We start from the raw sequence: 18,768 nt of genomic DNA on the forward strand, positions 1-18,768 counted from the left end.
TCGAATTTAATTATGAAAAACATTATCAAATACATAGCAATTGCTACGATTTCAATTTCTATGTTCGTGGTAGCGTGCTCTGAGGAGTTCCTGGAAGTTACTCCTTTCGGAACCCTGAATGAGAGCGTACTAGATAACGTAGACGGTCTTGATGGGCTCTTGATTGCAGCCTATGCAGAACTGGATGGATGGGCAGGATGGTCTGCCGGTGCAGTCTGGGATGCCACAGCAACCAACTGGGTTATGGCTGATGTAACATCAGATGATGCTTACAAAGGAACGGATGCGGGTGACCAGCCTCCGATGAACCCTGTAGAAAGGAATGAACACGATCCTGCAAACCGTGTTATCAACACGAACTGGAATGCTTTCTATGACGGTATTGCACGTTCAAATGATGTGATCAAAATCGCCAATGAATCAGCAGGCGTAGAAGCCGGAAGAATCGCTCAGTATATCGCTGAAGCTCGCTTCCTGCGTGGACACTACCACTTCCAATTGGTGAGAATTTTTGGACCAAATGTTCCTTATGTAGACGAAACAGTTCCTTCTGATGGTCTGGTAGCTAATGATCGCGAGATCTGGTCGGACATTGAAGCTGATTTCGAAGCTGCTATGGGTACACTTCCTGCTTCACAAGGTCAAATTGGTAGAGCTACCAGCTGGGCTGCTAAAGCTTATTTGGGTAGAGTATTTTTGTATCAAGCAAAATATACTCAGGCGCTCGCCATGTTCAATGATGTAATCAACAATGGTGGATTCAGCATGATCAACAACTTTGGTGATGTTCATGGAACTGCTGGAAACAATGGTCCTCATTCTATCTTCCAGGTTCAAATGTCTGTAAATGACGGTGTACCTGACGGACAGAATGGTAACTATGGAGAAGTTTTGAATAATCCTCATAATGGATCTGCCGGTGGTGGATGCTGTGGATTCTTCCAACCTACCCATAACCTGGTGAATGCTTTCAAAACTATGAATGGACTTCCTATGGCCAACTTCAATGATGTTGACCTGGGTAATGATCAGGGATGTTTCTCTTCTGATCCTGGTTGCTGCCAGGCTGATGCGGATGGAAACTGTCTTGAAACTTATACAGTAGATACGCAGCCTGTTGATCCTCGTCTTGACCACACGGTTGGACGTAAGGGTATTCCTTACCTCGATTGGGGACTTCATAGTGGTATCGGCTATATCAGGGACCAAACCTATGGTGGACCATTCAGTCCTAAAAAGCGTGTATTCAAAGTAGCAGAGCAAAATACCAACTCTATCAGTGGACACTCTTGGGGTGCCAATGGTGCTACAGCTATCAACTACAACATCATCCGTTATGCTGATGTTCTTCTGATGGCTGCTGAGTGTGAAATCGAAGGTGGTAATTCTACCAGAGGTATGGAGCTTATCAACGAAGTTAGAAGCCGTGTTAAGGATAATCCTGACACTTGGGTGAAAAACGGAGGTAATGATGCAGCTACCTATGAAATCGAACTTTATGATACTGGACTTTCTCAGGCTGACGCAAGAGCAGCTTTGAGATTCGAAAGAAGACTTGAGTTCGCTATGGAAGGTCATCGTATGTTTGACCTCAACCGTTGGGGAACTTCTGTAGAAGTAATGAATGCATACTATTCGAAAGAAAGTGAAGCGGGTAAGCGTGCTTACCTAATTGGAGCTTCTTTCGGTGCAAACAGAGTTCTCAATCCTATCCCGCAGCAAGCGATCGATAGAAGTGTTGGAACACTGACACAAAATCCTGGATACTAGATGATTAGTTTCCTTATATAAAAAACTCAGGCTTTTCATTAAGCCTGAGTTTTTTTAATCTCCTTTTGAGAATATAAGAATCGATTGCATTTTTTGCTCTTTATTCAAGCAATACACCAATTTGAAGTATACCTATATTCTTTTTATTCTTTTTCTGGGACTGAATTCCTGTTCAGGTCCTGAATCTGAACCCCTTTTCCGCCTGGTTCCGATTGAAAAGTCCAATGTTGACTTCATCAATCAAATCCAGGAAACAGAGGAGTTCAATATCCTCACAGACGAATTCATGTACAATGGGGGTGGAATTGGCGTTGGAGATTTTAACCTTGACGGCCTCTATGACCTTTATTTTACCGGCAATCAGGTACCCAATCGTCTGTACCTGAATGAAGGATATATGAAATTCAGAGATATAACTGAGGAAGCAGGCGTTGGCGCTGCAGACATCTGGTCCTCCGGAGTCTCTATAGTCGATATCAACAATGACAGACTTCCGGATATCTATGTATCTGCGACCTTCAAGGACGATAAAGAAGAGCGTGTCAACAAACTCTACATCAACGAAGGCAGAAATGCCAATGGCGTACCAACTTTTTCTGACAAAGCCATCGAATTTGGCTTGGCAGATACCTCCTACAATACACATTCCTATTTCTTTGACTATGATATGGATGGGGACCTGGACGTCTTCCTCCTGAATGACAAACTCTTTAGCCCAAGAAGCACAACCGATCTAAACCTCCTCATGGAAGGAGGCGAAGCAACCATAGACAAACTCTACAGAAATAATGGAGATAATACCTTTACGGACATCTCTACAGAAGCGGGAATCACAGAAGCCGGTTTTGGACTCGGAGCAGCAATATTCGATGCAAATGGAGATGGCTTCTTCGATATTTATGTCTCCAATGACTTTATTTCCAATGACCTTCTCTACATAAACCAAAGAGATGGCAGCTTTAAAAATCAAATAGAAGATTACTTCAAGCATCATAGCTTTTCTTCCATGGGCATAGATGCCACGGACCTCAATGGAGATGGAAAAAGTGATCTCATGACCCTGGATATGCTCCCGGAAAATCGAGAACGGGTAAAAAGAACCTATGCCTTTCAGAAATTCCAGTTCTACGATCTGATGGAGCAAACAGGCTATCTCATGCAATACAATCGCAATAGCTTCCAGATGAGCAATTCAGAGGGAAGGTATAGTGAAGTTTCAGAGATGCTGGGCGTGGATGCCAGCGAATGGAGTTGGAGTGTCCTTTTTGCTGACCTGGACAATGATGGACATAAAGATCTGGCGATCAGCAATGGCTACCCCCGTGACATCACGGATATGGATTTCACAGATTACAATTCCAGCGTCAATAGCATGATGACAAAAAAGGAAGATTTGCTAAATCAAATCCCCATCGTCAAAGTGCCCAACTACTTCTTTAAAAATGATGGAGAAAATTCATTTATAGATAAAAGCGAAGCCTGGGGAATATCAACTCCCAGTTTTTCTAATGGCTCTGTTGTTGCTGATTTGGATAATGATGGTGACCTGGATTATGTGGTAAATAATATCAATGATCCGGCACAGATTTACGAAAATCGATCCAATACGAAAAAGCTAGGGCATTCACTCCGTCTATATTTTTCCGGAGAAGAAGGAAACCGGGATGCTATAGGAACACAAGTAAAAGTGTATTACGATGGGAAAATGGTTTCAGGAAACTTACTTCCTCAAAGGGGATATTTATCCTCTATCGAACCTAGTTTGCATTTCGGATTGGGAGAGGTAAAAACCATAGATAGTATTTTCATTCGTTGGCCGGAAGGAGAACTTTCTTTAGTCAAAGAAGTGGATGTTTCGGATAATAAAGAATTGAGGCTGGACAAGATGCGAATGAATCGTTTTCTCCGAAACTGGCCAAGCAAAGAAAAATCATGGTTTACCTCCAAAAAACTCAGAGGCCTGAATTTTGATCATCAGGAAGTCAATTTCTATGACTACAATTTTCAGGGGCTTCTACAGCGCCTGCATAGCCGGGAAGGGCCCTCTATGGCTGTTGGAGATATTGATGGAAATGGATGGGAAGATCTCATTATTGGAAATGGGAGCCGGGCATCGACAAAAATATTCAAAGCACAAGCCAATGGGAGTTTCCGGGAGGATTCTCTTACAGATGTACGTACTTCAGAAGACCAGGGCCTACTCCTCTTTGATGCTGATGGAGATGGGGACCTCGATCTTTATGTGGGAACGGGCAGTACTGAGTTTCGAAAAGGTAGCAAGTTTTTCCATGACAAATTTTACCTCAATGACGGGAAAGGCAATTTCAGCCTGAGTCAGGAAAGTATCCCACAGATTCCTATTTCAACCGCTTCGGTAACTGCTGCAGATTACGATAATGATGGAGACCTCGATATATTCCTTGCCGGTAGAATTGATCCACAAAACTATCCACATGCAACCAATAGTTACCTCCTCGAAAATGAAGGGGGACAGTTTAGACAGGTAAATGAGGGCAAGGCACCCATTCTTAACGATCTGGGTATGGTTTCTCAGGGACTTTGGACAGATGTAAATCAGGATGGTTGGATAGATTTGATTTTGGTGGGCGAATGGATGCCTTTGAGCATACTGATCAACCAGAAAGGAAGCTTTAATGATAAAACCGAGATCCCTCAGTCCAGTGGATGGTGGAACAGCATCAGCGGGGCAGACCTGGACAATGATGGCGATATTGATTATATCCTGGGCAACCAGGGCCTCAACAATAAAGTTCAGACAAGTCTTGAACATCCTCTTCTGATTTATGCAGAAGACTTTGATGAAAATGGAAGTGTCGATCCTATAATCGCTGAGTATCAGGAAGGAGATTATTATCCCGTTCACCTGAAAATGGACCTCACAAGACAATTGGTGGAACTCCGAAAGCGATATTCCAAATACCAGGATTTTGCTTCCGCTCGGATGGAAGACATCTTCCCTCCGGAAAAACTCAAGGAATCTAAAACTTATAAAGCTGAAACTTTTGAATCGGCAATTCTCTGGAACCATGAAGGAGACTTCCACTTACAAAGTTTACCCAAAGAAGCCCAGGTCTCCCCTATCTACAATTCCTTCAGTTGGGATATCGATCAGGATGGAGATTTAGACATCATGCTTCAGGGTAATCGCTATGGTACGGAGGTTTTTCAGGGCAGGCAGGACGCTTCCAATGGACTGGTCCTTTTCAATGAAGGAAATAAGGAATTTGTTTATAAAGGGAATAAAGGCTTTGTGGTGGACGCAGATGCACGTTCTATGGTGAGCATGCATACAAAATCAGGCCTCTACCTGCTCTCTGGAGTAAATGATCAAAAGCCCCTTATCTATGCGTTACCTAATCAGGAATCCCTAAAAGAAATCATTCCTGAAGCGGGAGATATTGCCCTCCTTATTCATTATAAAGATGGAAGGAAACAAAGGCAGGAGATTTATCATGGCTCAGGCTTCCTTTCTCAATCCAGTACAAAATTTCTCCTGAATCCTGAATGGGTAAAAGAAGTGGAAATTATCGGCAAGAAAGGATCAACAAGAAAAGTGAGTTTATCAGAAAACTGATACGAAATCAATGGTGAACATGAATCGCGGGATACATATACTGGCAATTATATTGCTTCTGGGGCTACTGGGAGCATGTGATCAGAGCAATAGCCTCTTCAAGGAGGTAAATGGCAAAAAGCTGGGGGTAAGATTTGTCAATTCTGTAGGACAAAATGATGTATACAACATCCTGACCTCCGAACACTTGTATAATGGAGGGGGAGTCGCTATTGAAGACTTCAACAATGATGGCTTAGCCGATATTTTCTTCACAGGAAACCTGGTTGAAAACAAATTATACCTCAATTTAGGGGATTTAGACTTTGTTGATGTGAGTGAAAGCGCAGGCATTGCTGCCCCCAACAACTGGTGCTCAGGCGTAAGTGTGGTTGATATCAACAATGATGGGTGGAAAGACATTTATGTGAGTTCTACCATGTCAGGCAATCCTGATTCACGCACCAATCTCTTTTTCATAAACAAAGGTCTGGATAAAAATGGCAATCCCATTTTCGAAGATCAGGCAAAGGCCCTTGGTCTCGCAGATGTAGGCTATTCGACCCAGGCTGTATTCTTTGATTACGATAGAGATGATGACCTGGATGTTTACCTGCTAACCAATCAGCTCGAAGTCAGAGCGCCTAATAAATTTTTCTTTAAGCGGAAAGATGGTTCTGCCCCCAATACAGATCGCTTATACAGAAATAATGGAGACGGAAGCTTTAGCAATGTATCGCGCGAAGCAGGAATCCTGATTGAAGGATATGGCTTGGGAATCAATGTATTTGATATCAATCAAGACGGCTGGCTGGACGTATATGTTTCTAATGATTATCTCAGCAATGACCTCCTGTACATCAATAATCAGGACGGAACTTTTAGCAATAAAATATCAGAATACTTCAAGCATCAGGCGCACTCTTCTATGGGCTGTGATGTAGCAGATATAAACAATGATGGCTTACCAGATATAGTGAGCCTGGAAATGCTTCCCAATGAGATGACAAGAAGGAAGCAAATGTGGGGAGCTCCCAGCTTATCAAAAGACCAAAACAGTGATAAACTGGGTTATGAATACCAGTACATGCGAAATACCCTGCAGATAAATCAAGGCCTGGGAGAAAATGGAGAAGTAAAGTTCGGAGATGTTTCTCTACATGCAGGTCTTTACGCTACGGAATGGAGTTGGGCAGCCTTGTTCAATGACTATGACGCAGATGGGAAAAAAGATTTATTCATCAGCAATGGTTTCCCAAAAGACATCACCGATATGGACTTCATGGCCTTCAAGTCCAGCACCAATCTTGCTACGAATCGCCAGGCTTTACTGGATGCCTTGCCAGAGGCCAAGATGCGCAATTTCTTTTACAGAAATACAGGTAATCTTAAGTTTGAGGATGTATCAGCTAAATGGGGTATAGAAGAAAAAAGTTTTTCCAATGGTGCCGCTTATGGTGATTTGGATAATGATGGCGACCTGGATATTGTCATCAACAATATCAATGATAACGCTTCTTTTCTCATCAACCAGTCAGAAAATATCAATTACCTTCAGATTGCTTTGAAAGATGAGCATGGAGGAGCAAAAGCCCTGGGAGCAAATGTCGATATATTTATCAAAGGAGAAATCCAAAGTCAGCATTTCATGCCCGTGAGAGGCTATATTTCTTCTGTACAATCCATCCTGTTTTATGGATTAGGAGATCAAACAGAAGTCGATTCAATCAGAATCCGTTGGGCAGATGGCAGTTATCAAGTTGAAGGCAAGCAAGCTGGCAATCAGAAAATTGAGATCAATTATAAAGGAGAAGAAAGGAAGGCGAAAGAAGCTAGAAATCTTCCCTTTGTAGAAATACAGGAAAATCTCAGATACAGACAGCAGGAAGCCCCCTTCATTGACTTCACGGTTCAGATGCTCTTGCCAAAGCAATACAGTCGGCAGGGCCCTTCTGTTTCCATTGGGGATGTAGACAACAATGGTGAAGAAGACATTATTGTCGGAGGTTCCAGTATAGATGTGAGCAGACTTTTCCTTTCTAAAAAAGGAAACTTTGAGCAAAAAAATGTTGAGACCTATGACCTCATCCTGCGACAGGAAGATGTGGGCACTTTACTCTTTGATGCCGATAATGACAATGACCTGGACCTATACCTCGTAGGAGGAGGATCTGAAAGCGAGGCGGATGATCCCAATTATGAAGATCGTCTGATGATAAATGATGGGAAAGGAAATTTCTCCCGTGCTTTTAGGCGAATTCCACTAATAAAAACCAGTGGATCTGTTGTGAAAGGAGCTGATTATGATAAAGATGGAGACATAGATTTGTTTGTTGGAGGACGATTTCTTCCAAAAGCCTACCCCTCCCCTGTCAACAGCTTTCTATTGAGAAATGATTTCGAAGGGAAAGACAAACCTCGATTTACAGACGTTGGTGCAGAAAGCTTTCCAGATCTGGATAAACTCGGAATGGTAACAGATGCCAGCTGGTCTGATTTTGATGGAGATGGTTGGATCGATTTGCTTGTGATTGGAGAATGGATGGGTCCTCGTTTTTTCAAAAACAATCAGGGGAAATTTGTGGATGTTACAGAAGCCAGTGGACTAGGATCGCTGGTGGGATGGTGGACCTCTCTCACATCCGGAGATTTTGATAATGATGGAGATATAGACTATATGGCTGGAAATCTGGGTACAAACTCATTTTACCAGGCATCTGATTCTATGCCTCTCTATATCTATGGGAAAGACTTTGACGGCAATGGAGGCTTTGACGCCTTCATGGCTAGTTCCATGGGATATGAGGACGGTAGAATATATCCCCTGCATTCCTGGGATGAAATGCAGAAACAAATGAATTTCCTGCGAAAGAAATTCATAAAATATGAAGACTATGCACGAAGCAGCATCACGGATCTATTTGATCCTGAACAATTGGATGCTGCCCTTGTCTATAAAGCCACTCACCTTAGATCAAGCTATTTTGAAAATCAGGGCAATGGGAAATTTGTAGCCAAAGTACTTCCTCTTGAAGCACAACTGGCTCCTATTCAATCTATGCTCAGCCTTGATCTGAATGATGATTCCTATCTGGATGTAATTCTGGTAGGCAATGATTATACGGGCGAATTCTTTTCCGGCCGCTATGATGCATTCAATGGTTTGGTACTTTATGGAAATGGCAAGGGATCTTTCCGACCTGCTAATTACACAGAGACAGGTTTTTTGGTGGATGGAGATGCGAGGGCGCTCGCCACATATCCTGACCCTTCAGGAAATATGCGCCTGCTTTCCTCCCAAAATCGAGCTCCTCTCAGTTTCTTTAAGGCAAGTGCTGAGCAAGAGTTCGTCAAGCTAAAAGCCTTGGACACCTGGGCCGAATTCACCTTTGAAGACGGCAGCAAAAGAAGAGTAGAGTTGACTTACGGAAGTTCCGGGCTCTCCCAGTCTTCTCGTCATCTTTTTCTCCCGAAAAACTTTAGCAGCCTGAAAATCTATAATTCCAAAGGCGAACTGAGCTATGATTCAGCCCCCTAGTTCAGGCATACAGAATCGATTGAATCAACAGTATTTCCTGCTGATACTTTTTTTGCTATGTCTCTCTTGTGAACAAAGAGAACAAAGTGAAAGAAAGTCTGTAGTCCATCCAGAGGGACTTGAATTGGCACGTAATCATTGCCAGTCTTGTCATATGCTTCCTCAACCCGGAGAGCTGGATAAAAGCACCTGGAGAAATGAGGTCCTCCCAAAAATGGGATTACGCCTGGGAATCAAAACCAGCAATACCAATTATCAGAAAGAGCTCGAAGCTCTTCAGCTATTTCCTGAAAGCCCTGCCCTCGAAAGAGAGGAATGGTTATCTGTCATGGATTATTTCATCGACAATGCTCCCCTCTTTAGTAATTCCTCTGCTTCAAATCAGGAATTAGCCCTCAACATGGCTAACTTCAGGGCCTCCGATGCAGGAATCAAGCTGACTCCTCTGACTACATTGATCCACTTCGATGAAGAAAGTCAACAATTATTTATAGGAAACGCAACCGAAGGAAGCTTACACCTCTTCGATACAAAGCTGGAGGCTAAAAAGGTCTACCAGCTCGATGGAGCCCCTTCCGATATCATCATAAAAGAAGAAGGGTATTATGTGCTCAGCATGGGCCAGGTAATGCCCCACGAAAAAGAAATCGGAAAATTGAGTTTTATCCCAAAAGCTGCAGATCGTACTGAGCAAATAAAGCACTTGATCACCGGACTTAAAAGACCCGTTTCAGCTTCCATGGCAGACTTGGATAGAGATGGAAATGAAGATATGGTCATTTCTTCTTTTGGAAATCTGGATGGGCGACTCCTCCTTTATCTGAATGTAAGGGGAAATAAAAGTTCACAAAAGGTCCTGAAAGTAAGTGCTGGAGCCAGTAAAAACATACTCCGGGATTGGGACAAAGATGGGGACCTAGATATTGTCGTTCTGATAGCCCAGGGCGATGAAGGAATATACCTGTTTAGAAATGATGGCCAGGCAAATTTTACAGAGGAAAAAATCCTCAGATTTCCTGCGAGCTATGGATCTACCCATTTTGAAATCCTCGATCTGAATGAAGATGGAAAAGAAGACATCCTGTATACCAGTGGAGATAATGGGGACTATTTTCCCGTGATGAAGGATTTTCATGGCATACGGATTTTTCTTCAGAAGGAAAATGGAGTGTTTAAAGAGGAAGTTTTTCTCCCTCAAAATGGGGTTTTCAAAGCCCTCGTACAGGATTTTGACCAGGATGGAGATATGGACATTGCTAGTATATCTTATTTCCCTGATTATAAAAAGCGGCCCCATGAAAGTTTTGTTTACTATGAAAATCAGGGAAATTTTGAGTTTAAAGCCACTTCTTTTCCAGAAAGTACGTCAGGTAAGTGGCTGACCATGGCTCAGGCCGATTGGGATGGAGATGGAGACCAGGACCTCTTTTTGGGTTCAGCTTTGTTCATGCGAACAGGAGTTTCCGCAGAAATAAAAACTGCCTGGCGAAAACATGCGCCTCCTTTATTTGTTTTGGAGAATATGACTAATGACGAGCAGGAATAAATGGGAAGAAAAATGAGTCTAATGCCTGAGAATTATGGAGGGATATTCAAACCCTCAAGAATAAGTAAAATTGCCTTAAAGAAGGATCAATTCATGCGAATTACAACAGTCTTATTGGGATGTTTTTTATGCTGCTTATCTAGCATGTACGCCCAGTCCAATGGAGAAAGAATCAGTTTGACAGAGGGGCTTAAAAAACTGGAGAAGCAGTTTGGAGTCAGCTTGTATTATGATGCAGAATTTCTCCCCAAAAGGGAGGTCAATATGCCAGATGCTGCTGAAACTATTGAATCCTCTTTGGATGCAGTGTTGAAGAATACCGGGCTCTCATTCATAAATTATCGAGATTATGCATTTATCATCGCTCCCGTAGATCAGATAGATCGCAAGTATAACCGCCAATACTTTGCGGAAAGAGATAGTATAAAAGAAAGCATTGCCCGATTTAAAGAAGAAGTGGAAGCTTTTAGTGTAGGAACAGCCGGAGCTACAGAAACGGGCGGCAGCTATACCATAGAAGGATTTATTACAGACGATGCCAGCGATGAATTTCTGGTAGGTGCGAGTATATCTGTTGAAGGAACAGGTAAAGGAGCCATCAGTAACGAAATTGGGAAATTTAAGCTCAGCCTGACAAGTGGAGATTATGTACTCCTGATGAAATCCATGGGCTATGTCGACAGTCGAATTAAACTGACTGTTTTAGGAAGCGGAAACCTGGATTTGAACCTCAGCAAAGAAGCCATTCAATTGGATGAGATCGTTATCAGTTCTGAGGCCCAAAACTCAAATGTCAGCAGTACAGATGTCGGCAGAGAGGTTTTGTCTGTGAAAGAGATGAAACGACTTCCAGCATTTATGGGAGAAGCAGATGTGATAAAAACGCTGCTTTTGCTACCTGGAGTGAGTTCTGTGGGAGAAGGAGCAGGAGGATTAAATGTGAGGGGAGGAAATGTTGATCAGAATCTGGTGATGCAAGATGGTATGTATCTTTTCAATACTTCTCATGTATTAGGTTTGTTCTCTTTATTCAATCCCGATGTAGTGAACAAGGTTGATTTATATAAAGGAAGCATGCCTGCTCGATATGGAGGTAGATTATCCTCTATCCTGGATGTAGAACTCAAAGAAGGAAATTATCAGAAATTTACGGGAAAAGGAGGTCTCGGTCTGGTCTCCAGTCGTCTTACCCTGGAAACTCCTATCCAAAAAGGGAAAAGCTCCATCATTGTCGGTTCCCGTTTTTCTATTTCAGATTACCTTTTTGATGTGATTGAAATTGCCGAAATCCAGGAAAGCTCGGCCTTCTTTTATGATACCAATGCAAAATTTACCCAAAGATTTGGGGATAAGGGCAAACTGAGCCTGAGTGGATACTATAGCCAGGATAGATTCAAGTTTGACCAGGAATTTGATTTCAGGTGGAAAACCAGAGGCGTGAATGCCAATTTCAATTACCTTTTCTCCAATACCTTTTCTTTCAATCTTGAGGCAGTCTATAGTTTATATGAAAGTAGCTGGACAGAGGAAAATTCCAATCGGGCCTTTTTATTGGAAAATGGCATCAACTACCTGAAAGTAAGGCCAGAGATAAATCTGAGCATTGGAGATTTGCATAATCTAAATGCCGGGATAGAATTCAATAATTATGAAGTTGATCCGGGAGCAATAAGTCCCCTCAATGCTTCTTCCACGACCATTGCCAAAGATGTTCCGGATGAGCAGGGAAGAGACATTGCTCTATACCTCAATGATGAATTTGCCCTTACGGATCAACTTTCCTTAAACCTGGGTCTGAGGTATGTATACTATCAAAGTCTGGGGCCGGGAGAGGTTTCTCTTTATGCTGAAGGAGTAGCTCGTTTGCCTGAAGCTGAAATTGGAACAGTCAATTATGGGGATGGTGAATTGATTACCAGCTATTCAGGCCTGGAACCAAGGGCTTCCCTTAGATTTAGTTTTGATGAAACTGCTTCTATCAAAATGAGCTATAATCGCACCCAGCAATTTATCAATCAGCTTTCAAATACAACAGCCGTATCTCCCGTGGATATTTGGCAATTGAGCAATACTTATATTGAACCTCTTCGAGCCAATAACTATTCCTTTGGTTTCTTTAAAAACTTTATCAGCAATACCTGGGAGAGTTCGCTGGAGGTCTTTTTCCGGGATATCGATAACCTGATTGAATATAGGGACCTGGCCAATCTTCTCGTAAACGATCAGTTGGAAACGGAGATCCTTTCCGGGATAGGGAGAAGCTATGGAGCCGAATTTTCTCTGAGGAAAAATAAAGGCCGCCTGACAGGTTGGCTGGGCTATACCTACTCACGAACAGAAAGAAAAACCGAGGGAGAATTCATCGAAGAATCGATCAATAATAATGAGTGGTTTTTATCAAACTACGACAGGCCTCATGATATCAGTTTTGTCCTGACTTTCCAGGCCAATAAGAAGAATCATTTCGGACTAAATTTTGTCTATAGTTCCGGTCGCCCCATTACGGCTCCGGCAGCTAGTTTTAGTGTAGGGAATGCATTGAATGTCCCTATTTATTCTGAAAGAAATAGCATCAGGATTCCCGCCTATCACCGCCTGGATTTCTCTTATACCGTTGGACAAAGTCATAAGAAAGAACAATTGTGGCGAAGTAGCTGGACCTTTGGCGTGTTCAATGTTTATGGTCGTAGAAATCCTTTTACTGTCTTTTTCACCCAGGATGCAGCCGCTCCCCCTCAGGCAAACAGACTTTCTGTATTGGGGAGCATCATTCCTTCTATCACCTATAATTTTAGTTTCTAATGCAGTCAATATATATGAGAATATTAGCAATAATTTCAGGCATAGGCTTACTCATTATGGGAGCCTGTATTGATATTATTGAATTGGAAACGGAGAACAAAGCGGACGGTATCATCATTGTTGATGCAAATCTGGAATTGAGTTCCCGTTCCGCAACTGTGCAAATCAGACAAGCCGCAGCTTTCTCTGCCGGTCCGGATGGGGTGGAACTTCCCGTAGGAGGAGCAAGGGTTCGATTAGAGGAAATAGGAGGTACAGAATTGACTCTGATTGAAACAGAAACCGGAATATATAAAACAGATGATGCGATTGGAGAAGCAGGTAAATCCTACCAATTATTTATAGAAGTCAATGGAGAAAGCTATGAATCTAAAATTGAAGTAATGCCTGAAAGGGTCCCCTTTGATTTTATAGATCATGTACAACGCCTTGAAAGTTTCAACAATTCACAGGGCAATATTGAAACGCAGGAGGTAGTTGCAATTCGATCTACCACTGACTTACCCAATAATGGAGAAGGAATCTTTTTGCGTTACCGGGCCTCAGGAGTTTACCAGTTCAATGAACGGGTAAGTATCAACGATAAGATTTGCTATGTTCCAGAAAGAATTGATAACAATCAGCTCACCATTATTAATGGTTCCAGTCTGAATAATGGCGCACTCAATCAACAGGAATTTCTACTCAAAAGAGTAGATAGCAGGCTGGCAAAACGTTACTGCTTTACCCTTGTTCAAATATCTATTACCGAAAATGAATACAATTTCTGGACAGCTATAGAAGATGAATTTGACCGTACGGGAGATATCTTCGAGACTCCTCCCGCCAAAATCAATGGAAATATCCTCAATACAGTTAATACCAAAAACGATATCATTGGCCTTTTCTCAGTTACGGTCGCAGATTCCGCCAAATATGTGATTACAGGATCAGATGTAGGTTTTAGTAGAGGCCCCTGTGAAGGATTCCCGCCACCTGCTCAAGGTTCTCCTTGCTACAATTGTCTACTTATTCAAAATTCTTCCTATCAGGAACCTGATTGTTTCTAAAAAATTATGCGAATTACACTGATCATTTTATTCAGCTTTCTCTTAAGCAATCTTAGTGCGCAGCAACGCTTGACGGTTCTTACTGACAAGGGTTTTTACAGCAGTGGAGAAAAGATGGGGGTAACCATCCAGAATAATTCCGGAGGAGAAAATGAGATTGTTTATCTCGAACTCCTGGATAAAAATTCTACCGTAATCCAACGAATAACAACGCGTTCAGATGGGAGATTGGCTTCCGCAATTATAGATATACCCCTCGAATGGAAAAGCGATTGGTACCTCTTGCGAGCCTTCAATCTGTGGGTCCCAAATATGGAAATCAAAGATATGGGAATCCATGTAGTACCGATTTACAGTGAATTTGACGAAAGCTCTTCGAATATGGAAGCCTTAAGTCCCGACCTCACAAAACTGGGCTACGATTTCCAAATAAGAGATGCAGAAGAAATATACAGCCAGGGAGATGAAGTTAACATACGGGCAGAAAACACTGATAATGAGCCAGGTACGAGATGGGAAGTATTGGTAGTAGATCAGCAGAGTTTCGATATCATGGGAGGGCTTTCAGTGCTCCGGCCCCATGTAAATCCAAAACTTTCACAAAAAAAGACCGAAGGAGGAGAAGCTCAAAACTCCCTTTTATATGTAGGTTTTGTCGGTAAAGCAGGGGACTTCAATCCCAATGGATTAGCAGCTATTTATATTGCGGAAAAACTGGACTTTACCTGGTTATCTATGGGTGAAGGGCAGGTTTTTGGTCTCTCAATGGAGGATTTCAAGGGGAATATGAATGCCCAAATCTTATCTATTGAGGCTTTTGGTGGAGTCGATTATCCTGGAGTAGAAATGATTTCCCCTTCAGCTTCTTTTGAAAAGATCGCTTATAATTTTCCTGCATTGCCCTACCCTCCTCAAATTGTCAACTACCTGGAGAACGCCAGGAAAAGAAGAATTATCTCCGATATTTTTAATCAAACACAAGCTCAGGAAGTAGAAAAAGATTTGCGGCCAGAAGATTTGGCTTTTACCAAAGCCGATAAAAGTTACGCACCCGAAGATTACATCCGCTTTAATGATACCCGTGATTTCATCAATGAAGTGGCGACTTTCATGAGAGTCGAAAAAGATGATAAAGGGGAAAGTTTTCGGGTTATGATGGAAAGAAATACTCTGGCCGAATTTCCGCCAGCCATGTTCATAAATGGGTATATGTTCACCGATCCCCAAGAGTTGTTTGAATTGAATTTGGATGATATTGAGCGGATTGATATCTACCGGAAAGAAAGAACCATTCTCAAACAATTCAGGACTTTGGGGAGAAATGGAGTAATCGCTATTTATACCAAAAATCCTAAAACAAAACCCACTTCAGGTACACAAAGCCTACTACAGGGTTTCCAGGAAAATGATAGCAAGATTGAGTCTCACAGGTATTCTTCCGGCCCCAACTTGGCTTCTCGTCTATTATGGGATGTGCGTCCGGAACAAAATGAAAATGGAGATTTGGTCTGCAATTTCAAATTGGGAGACGACCAGGGAGACTATGTCATACTCGTAAATAAATATACAGCCAAAGAAGGATTTCAATCCAGCCGAGTGCTCAAGGTCAAAGCTAAAAAGCCTTAAGGGACAGATAGTCCCTTGTTGACATTTCCCTTGTTAGCAGCTATCTTCATTAGCAAATCACACAAATGCTATGAAATTAAGACTGCTACGCTCAGCCTCTCTTTTGGGAGTATGCTTCCTGTTTATTTCCAGTTTTCTCTATGCGCAGGTAAAACCCGCTCCTGATCGCACAGAAGGAGAAGGTCCTTTTGAGAAACTTATCATCCGTGGTGCCACCCTCATAGATGGAACTGGTTCTCCCCCTATAGGCCCTGTTGACATCGTGGTCGAAAATAATATGATTACTGATGTTCGGGTGGTTGGAGCCCCTTTCCTCGAAATAAATGAAAACCGCAGACCTAAAGGCGCAACCAAGGAGATAGATGCCAGAGGAAAATATGTTATGCCTGGTATTATTGACCTCCATATCCATACAGGCGGAGTTCCTAAAGCACCTGAGGCAGAATACGTTTATAAACTTTGGCTTGCTCATGGGATAACTACAGTTAGAGGAGTTCCAGCCGGAAATATGGAATGGTCCCTCAAGGAAAAGGAAAGAAGCGCAAAAAATGAAATTACAGCTCCCAGAATGGTCTCCTTCCATCGTATGGGAACAGGAAAAGGCTGGGGAGGCAAAAAAATCCTCACTCCAGAAGATGCCCGTGAATGGGTTCGTTATGCCCATAAAATGGGAGCAGATGGTCTGAAATTAGGAGCTCATCGCCCCCCCATAATGGAAGCCCTCATAGATGAAGCCAATAAACTGGGCATGGGATCTACCGCTCACTTGGGACAAATGGGGGTTGCGCAAATGAATGCTATTGACGCAGCTCGTCTGGGTATGACCGGCATGACGCATTATTATGGTCTCTTTGAATCTCTATACAAGGACCATGATGTACAACCCTGGCCGGTAGATATGAATTATATGGATGAGCAAGATCGCTTTGGGCAGGTTGCCAGACAATGGAAACTCATTCATGAAAGAGGAAGTGAAGAGTGGAATGCCTTGCTTGAAGAATTTCTTGAGCTCAAATTTTTCCTCAATCCAACCATGACCATTTACTCAGCAGGCAGAGATGTCATGCGAGCCAGAAATGCGGATTGGCATCAAACATACACCTTGCCCAGTTTGCAGGATTTTTATGACCCAAGCAGAAAAAGTCATGGTGCTTATTGGTTTTACTGGACTACTGCAGATGAGGTAGCCTGGAAGAAATTTTACCAAATCTGGATGAGTTTTCTCAATGATTATAAAAATAAAGGAGGGAAAGTTACCGTAGGTTCAGATTCCGGATTCATCTATCAACTTTATGGTTTTGGTACAATCCTCGAATTAGAACTGCTGCAGGAGGCTGGTTTTCATCCCCTGGAGGTAATCAGGTCTGCCACCATGCATGGAGCAGAAGAAATCTTTTTTCCCCTTCAAAAGGAAATTGAATACGGAGTTGTACGCCCGGGTTTGAAAGCAGATATGCTGATCGTAGGAGAAAATCCCCTGGAAAATCTGAAAGTACTATATGGAACCGGAGCGGTAAAGCTCAATGATGAAACTCAAAAAGTAGAACGTGTAGGAGGCGTAGAATATACCATCAAAGACGGGATCATATTTAACGCTAAAGAGCTACTGGAAGATGTAGCTGAAATGGTTGAAAAACAGAAAAACGAAAGAGCTAAAAAATAAGTTTAGCACCAAAGAAAAGCTTATGAACCCCTTACTTAGAAACATACTGGCAGTAATAGCCGGTCTTATCATCGGAGGCCTGGTAAACATGGGCCTCATTAGCCTGGGTCCCTCCATCATTCCTCCTCCTGAAGGAATGGATCCCAGTGATATGGAAAGCCTCAAGGAATTCATGCCTCAAATGGAATTCCGGCATTTTATTTTCCCCTTTTTAGCACATGCATTAGGTACACTTGTTGGTGCCTTTACAGCTGCTAAACTTGCGATTAGCAAGCACATGAGTCTGGGACTCATTGTTGGTGCTTTTTTCCTCATTGGCGGTATTATGATGGTCGTTCAGCTTCCATCGCCTATGTGGTTTAATATCGTAGATTTGGTAGGAGCGTATTTTCCGATGGGATACCTGGGAGCTAAATTGGCAATGGGAGCTGTGAAGACCTAAGTTGGATATGCTAAACGCAATCTGACATCCCGTACAGCTGTCATTGCGAGGGTAGCGAGGCAATCTCCTTCATGCAAAATAGTATTGCGGATGTAATGAGATTGCTTCGCCTGACATTCAGACTTGCAATAACAGGAGTATTAAAGTTTTGTATCTTCCTTTATCCTTCAACCTTATATCTCGCTAAAAAACAAACACATTGGAATCAAGATTATCCATCATAACCCTGGGAGTATCTGACCTCAACAAATCTGAAGACTTCTACCTGAATATATTCGGCTGGGAGAAAAGTCAGCAAAGCAATGAGGATATCCTTTTTATGCACCTGAATGGCATCTATCTCGCCTGCTATAAGCGAGACAAACTTGCTGAGGATGCAGAAATGTCCCCAGAGGGAAATGGTTTCAAAGCCTTTACGCTTGCATTTAACACCCGCAGTGAAGAAGAAGTAAATGAGCTTTTTGGCTACTTTGAAGAAAAGGGGGTTAGCATCATTAAAAAACCCGAAAAGGTCTTTTGGGGAGGCTACAGTGGATACATTGCTGATCCGGACGATAATCTTTGGGAGATTGCCTACAATCCATTTGTAGAAATTGATGCTGAAGGGAATATAAAATAGCAGGCCAATGACCTTCATCCAACAAGAGTTAAAACTTCGTATGTAATTTTTTCCATTTGGTCGATTGAATAGAGGAATCTTAGCCATTCCTCCGGGAATTCTTTACCTTTCTTAAAAGGAAACACCAGCAAATACGACA

Annotated in this window: 10 protein-coding genes; all 10 read left to right on the plus strand. The window is 42.4% G+C overall.

Going from position 1 to position 18,768, the window contains the following annotated elements; translation table 11 throughout:
- Nucleotides 1–12 precede the first annotated feature (12 nt).
- The 10 genes from R8P61_13520 to R8P61_13565 all read left to right on the plus strand — a co-directional run bounded on the left by R8P61_13520 (nt 13) and on the right by R8P61_13565 (nt 18,629).
- Nucleotides 13–1,770 carry a RagB/SusD family nutrient uptake outer membrane protein gene (locus tag R8P61_13520; protein ID MDW3648081.1) on the plus strand — a complete coding sequence of 586 codons (1,758 nt, stop codon included), beginning with the start codon at nt 13–15 and terminating at the stop codon, nt 1,768–1,770.
- A gap of 121 nt (nt 1,771–1,891) precedes the next feature.
- The gene (locus R8P61_13525) at nt 1,892–5,365 is read left to right on the plus strand and encodes a VCBS repeat-containing protein (GenBank protein ID MDW3648082.1); all 3,474 of its coding nucleotides are present in this window, start codon (nt 1,892–1,894) and stop codon (nt 5,363–5,365) included.
- A 19-nt stretch (nt 5,366–5,384) separates the two neighbouring features.
- Nucleotides 5,385–8,882 (plus strand): VCBS repeat-containing protein, encoded by a 3,498-nt coding sequence (locus tag R8P61_13530; GenBank protein ID MDW3648083.1) that lies wholly within the window; start codon nt 5,385–5,387, stop codon nt 8,880–8,882.
- The gene (locus R8P61_13535) at nt 8,866–10,428 is read left to right on the plus strand and encodes a VCBS repeat-containing protein (GenBank protein ID MDW3648084.1); all 1,563 of its coding nucleotides are present in this window, start codon (nt 8,866–8,868) and stop codon (nt 10,426–10,428) included. Before R8P61_13530 ends, R8P61_13535 begins: the two co-directional genes overlap by 17 nt.
- 21 nt (nt 10,429–10,449) lie before the next feature.
- Complete coding sequence (locus R8P61_13540) at nt 10,450–13,230, plus strand: TonB-dependent receptor (protein ID MDW3648085.1); 2,781 nt, start codon at nt 10,450–10,452, stop codon at nt 13,228–13,230.
- A 14-nt stretch (nt 13,231–13,244) separates the two neighbouring features.
- Complete coding sequence (locus R8P61_13545) at nt 13,245–14,279, plus strand: DUF4249 family protein (GenBank protein ID MDW3648086.1); 1,035 nt, start codon at nt 13,245–13,247, stop codon at nt 14,277–14,279.
- Nucleotides 14,280–14,285: 6 nt separating this feature from the next.
- Nucleotides 14,286–15,905, plus strand: coding sequence for a hypothetical protein (locus tag R8P61_13550; protein MDW3648087.1), 1,620 nt, complete (start codon nt 14,286–14,288; stop codon nt 15,903–15,905).
- Nucleotides 15,906–15,975: 70 nt separating this feature from the next.
- A complete protein-coding gene (locus R8P61_13555; GenBank protein ID MDW3648088.1) occupies nt 15,976–17,568 on the plus strand; it encodes an amidohydrolase in 1,593 nt (530 codons plus the stop codon).
- Between the two features lie 22 nt (nt 17,569–17,590).
- Complete coding sequence (locus R8P61_13560; protein MDW3648089.1) at nt 17,591–18,010, plus strand: hypothetical protein; 420 nt, start codon at nt 17,591–17,593, stop codon at nt 18,008–18,010.
- Between the two features lie 199 nt (nt 18,011–18,209).
- The gene (locus R8P61_13565; protein ID MDW3648090.1) at nt 18,210–18,629 is read left to right on the plus strand and encodes a VOC family protein; all 420 of its coding nucleotides are present in this window, start codon (nt 18,210–18,212) and stop codon (nt 18,627–18,629) included.
- The last annotated feature ends 139 nt before the right edge of the window (nt 18,630–18,768 follow it).

It is taken from the genome of Bacteroidia bacterium (assembly GCA_033391075.1).
In the GTDB taxonomy this organism is placed as follows: Bacteria; Bacteroidota; Bacteroidia; order J057; family J057; genus JAWPMV01.

What these genes read in the sequence shown, in the direction of transcription:
- R8P61_13560 (MDW3648089.1), top strand. Translation starts at nt 17,591, where the DNA reads ATGAACCCCTTACTTAGAAACATACTGGCAGTAATAGCCGGTCTTATC.
- R8P61_13520 (MDW3648081.1), top strand. Translation starts at nt 13, where the DNA reads ATGAAAAACATTATCAAATACATAGCAATTGCTACGATTTCAATTTCT.
- R8P61_13555 (MDW3648088.1), top strand. Translation starts at nt 15,976, where the DNA reads ATGAAATTAAGACTGCTACGCTCAGCCTCTCTTTTGGGAGTATGCTTC.
- R8P61_13530 (MDW3648083.1), top strand. Translation starts at nt 5,385, where the DNA reads ATGAATCGCGGGATACATATACTGGCAATTATATTGCTTCTGGGGCTA.
- R8P61_13550 (MDW3648087.1), top strand. Translation starts at nt 14,286, where the DNA reads ATGCGAATTACACTGATCATTTTATTCAGCTTTCTCTTAAGCAATCTT.
- R8P61_13540 (MDW3648085.1), top strand. Translation starts at nt 10,450, where the DNA reads ATGCCTGAGAATTATGGAGGGATATTCAAACCCTCAAGAATAAGTAAA.
- R8P61_13545 (MDW3648086.1), top strand. Translation starts at nt 13,245, where the DNA reads ATGAGAATATTAGCAATAATTTCAGGCATAGGCTTACTCATTATGGGA.
- R8P61_13535 (MDW3648084.1), top strand. Translation starts at nt 8,866, where the DNA reads ATGATTCAGCCCCCTAGTTCAGGCATACAGAATCGATTGAATCAACAG.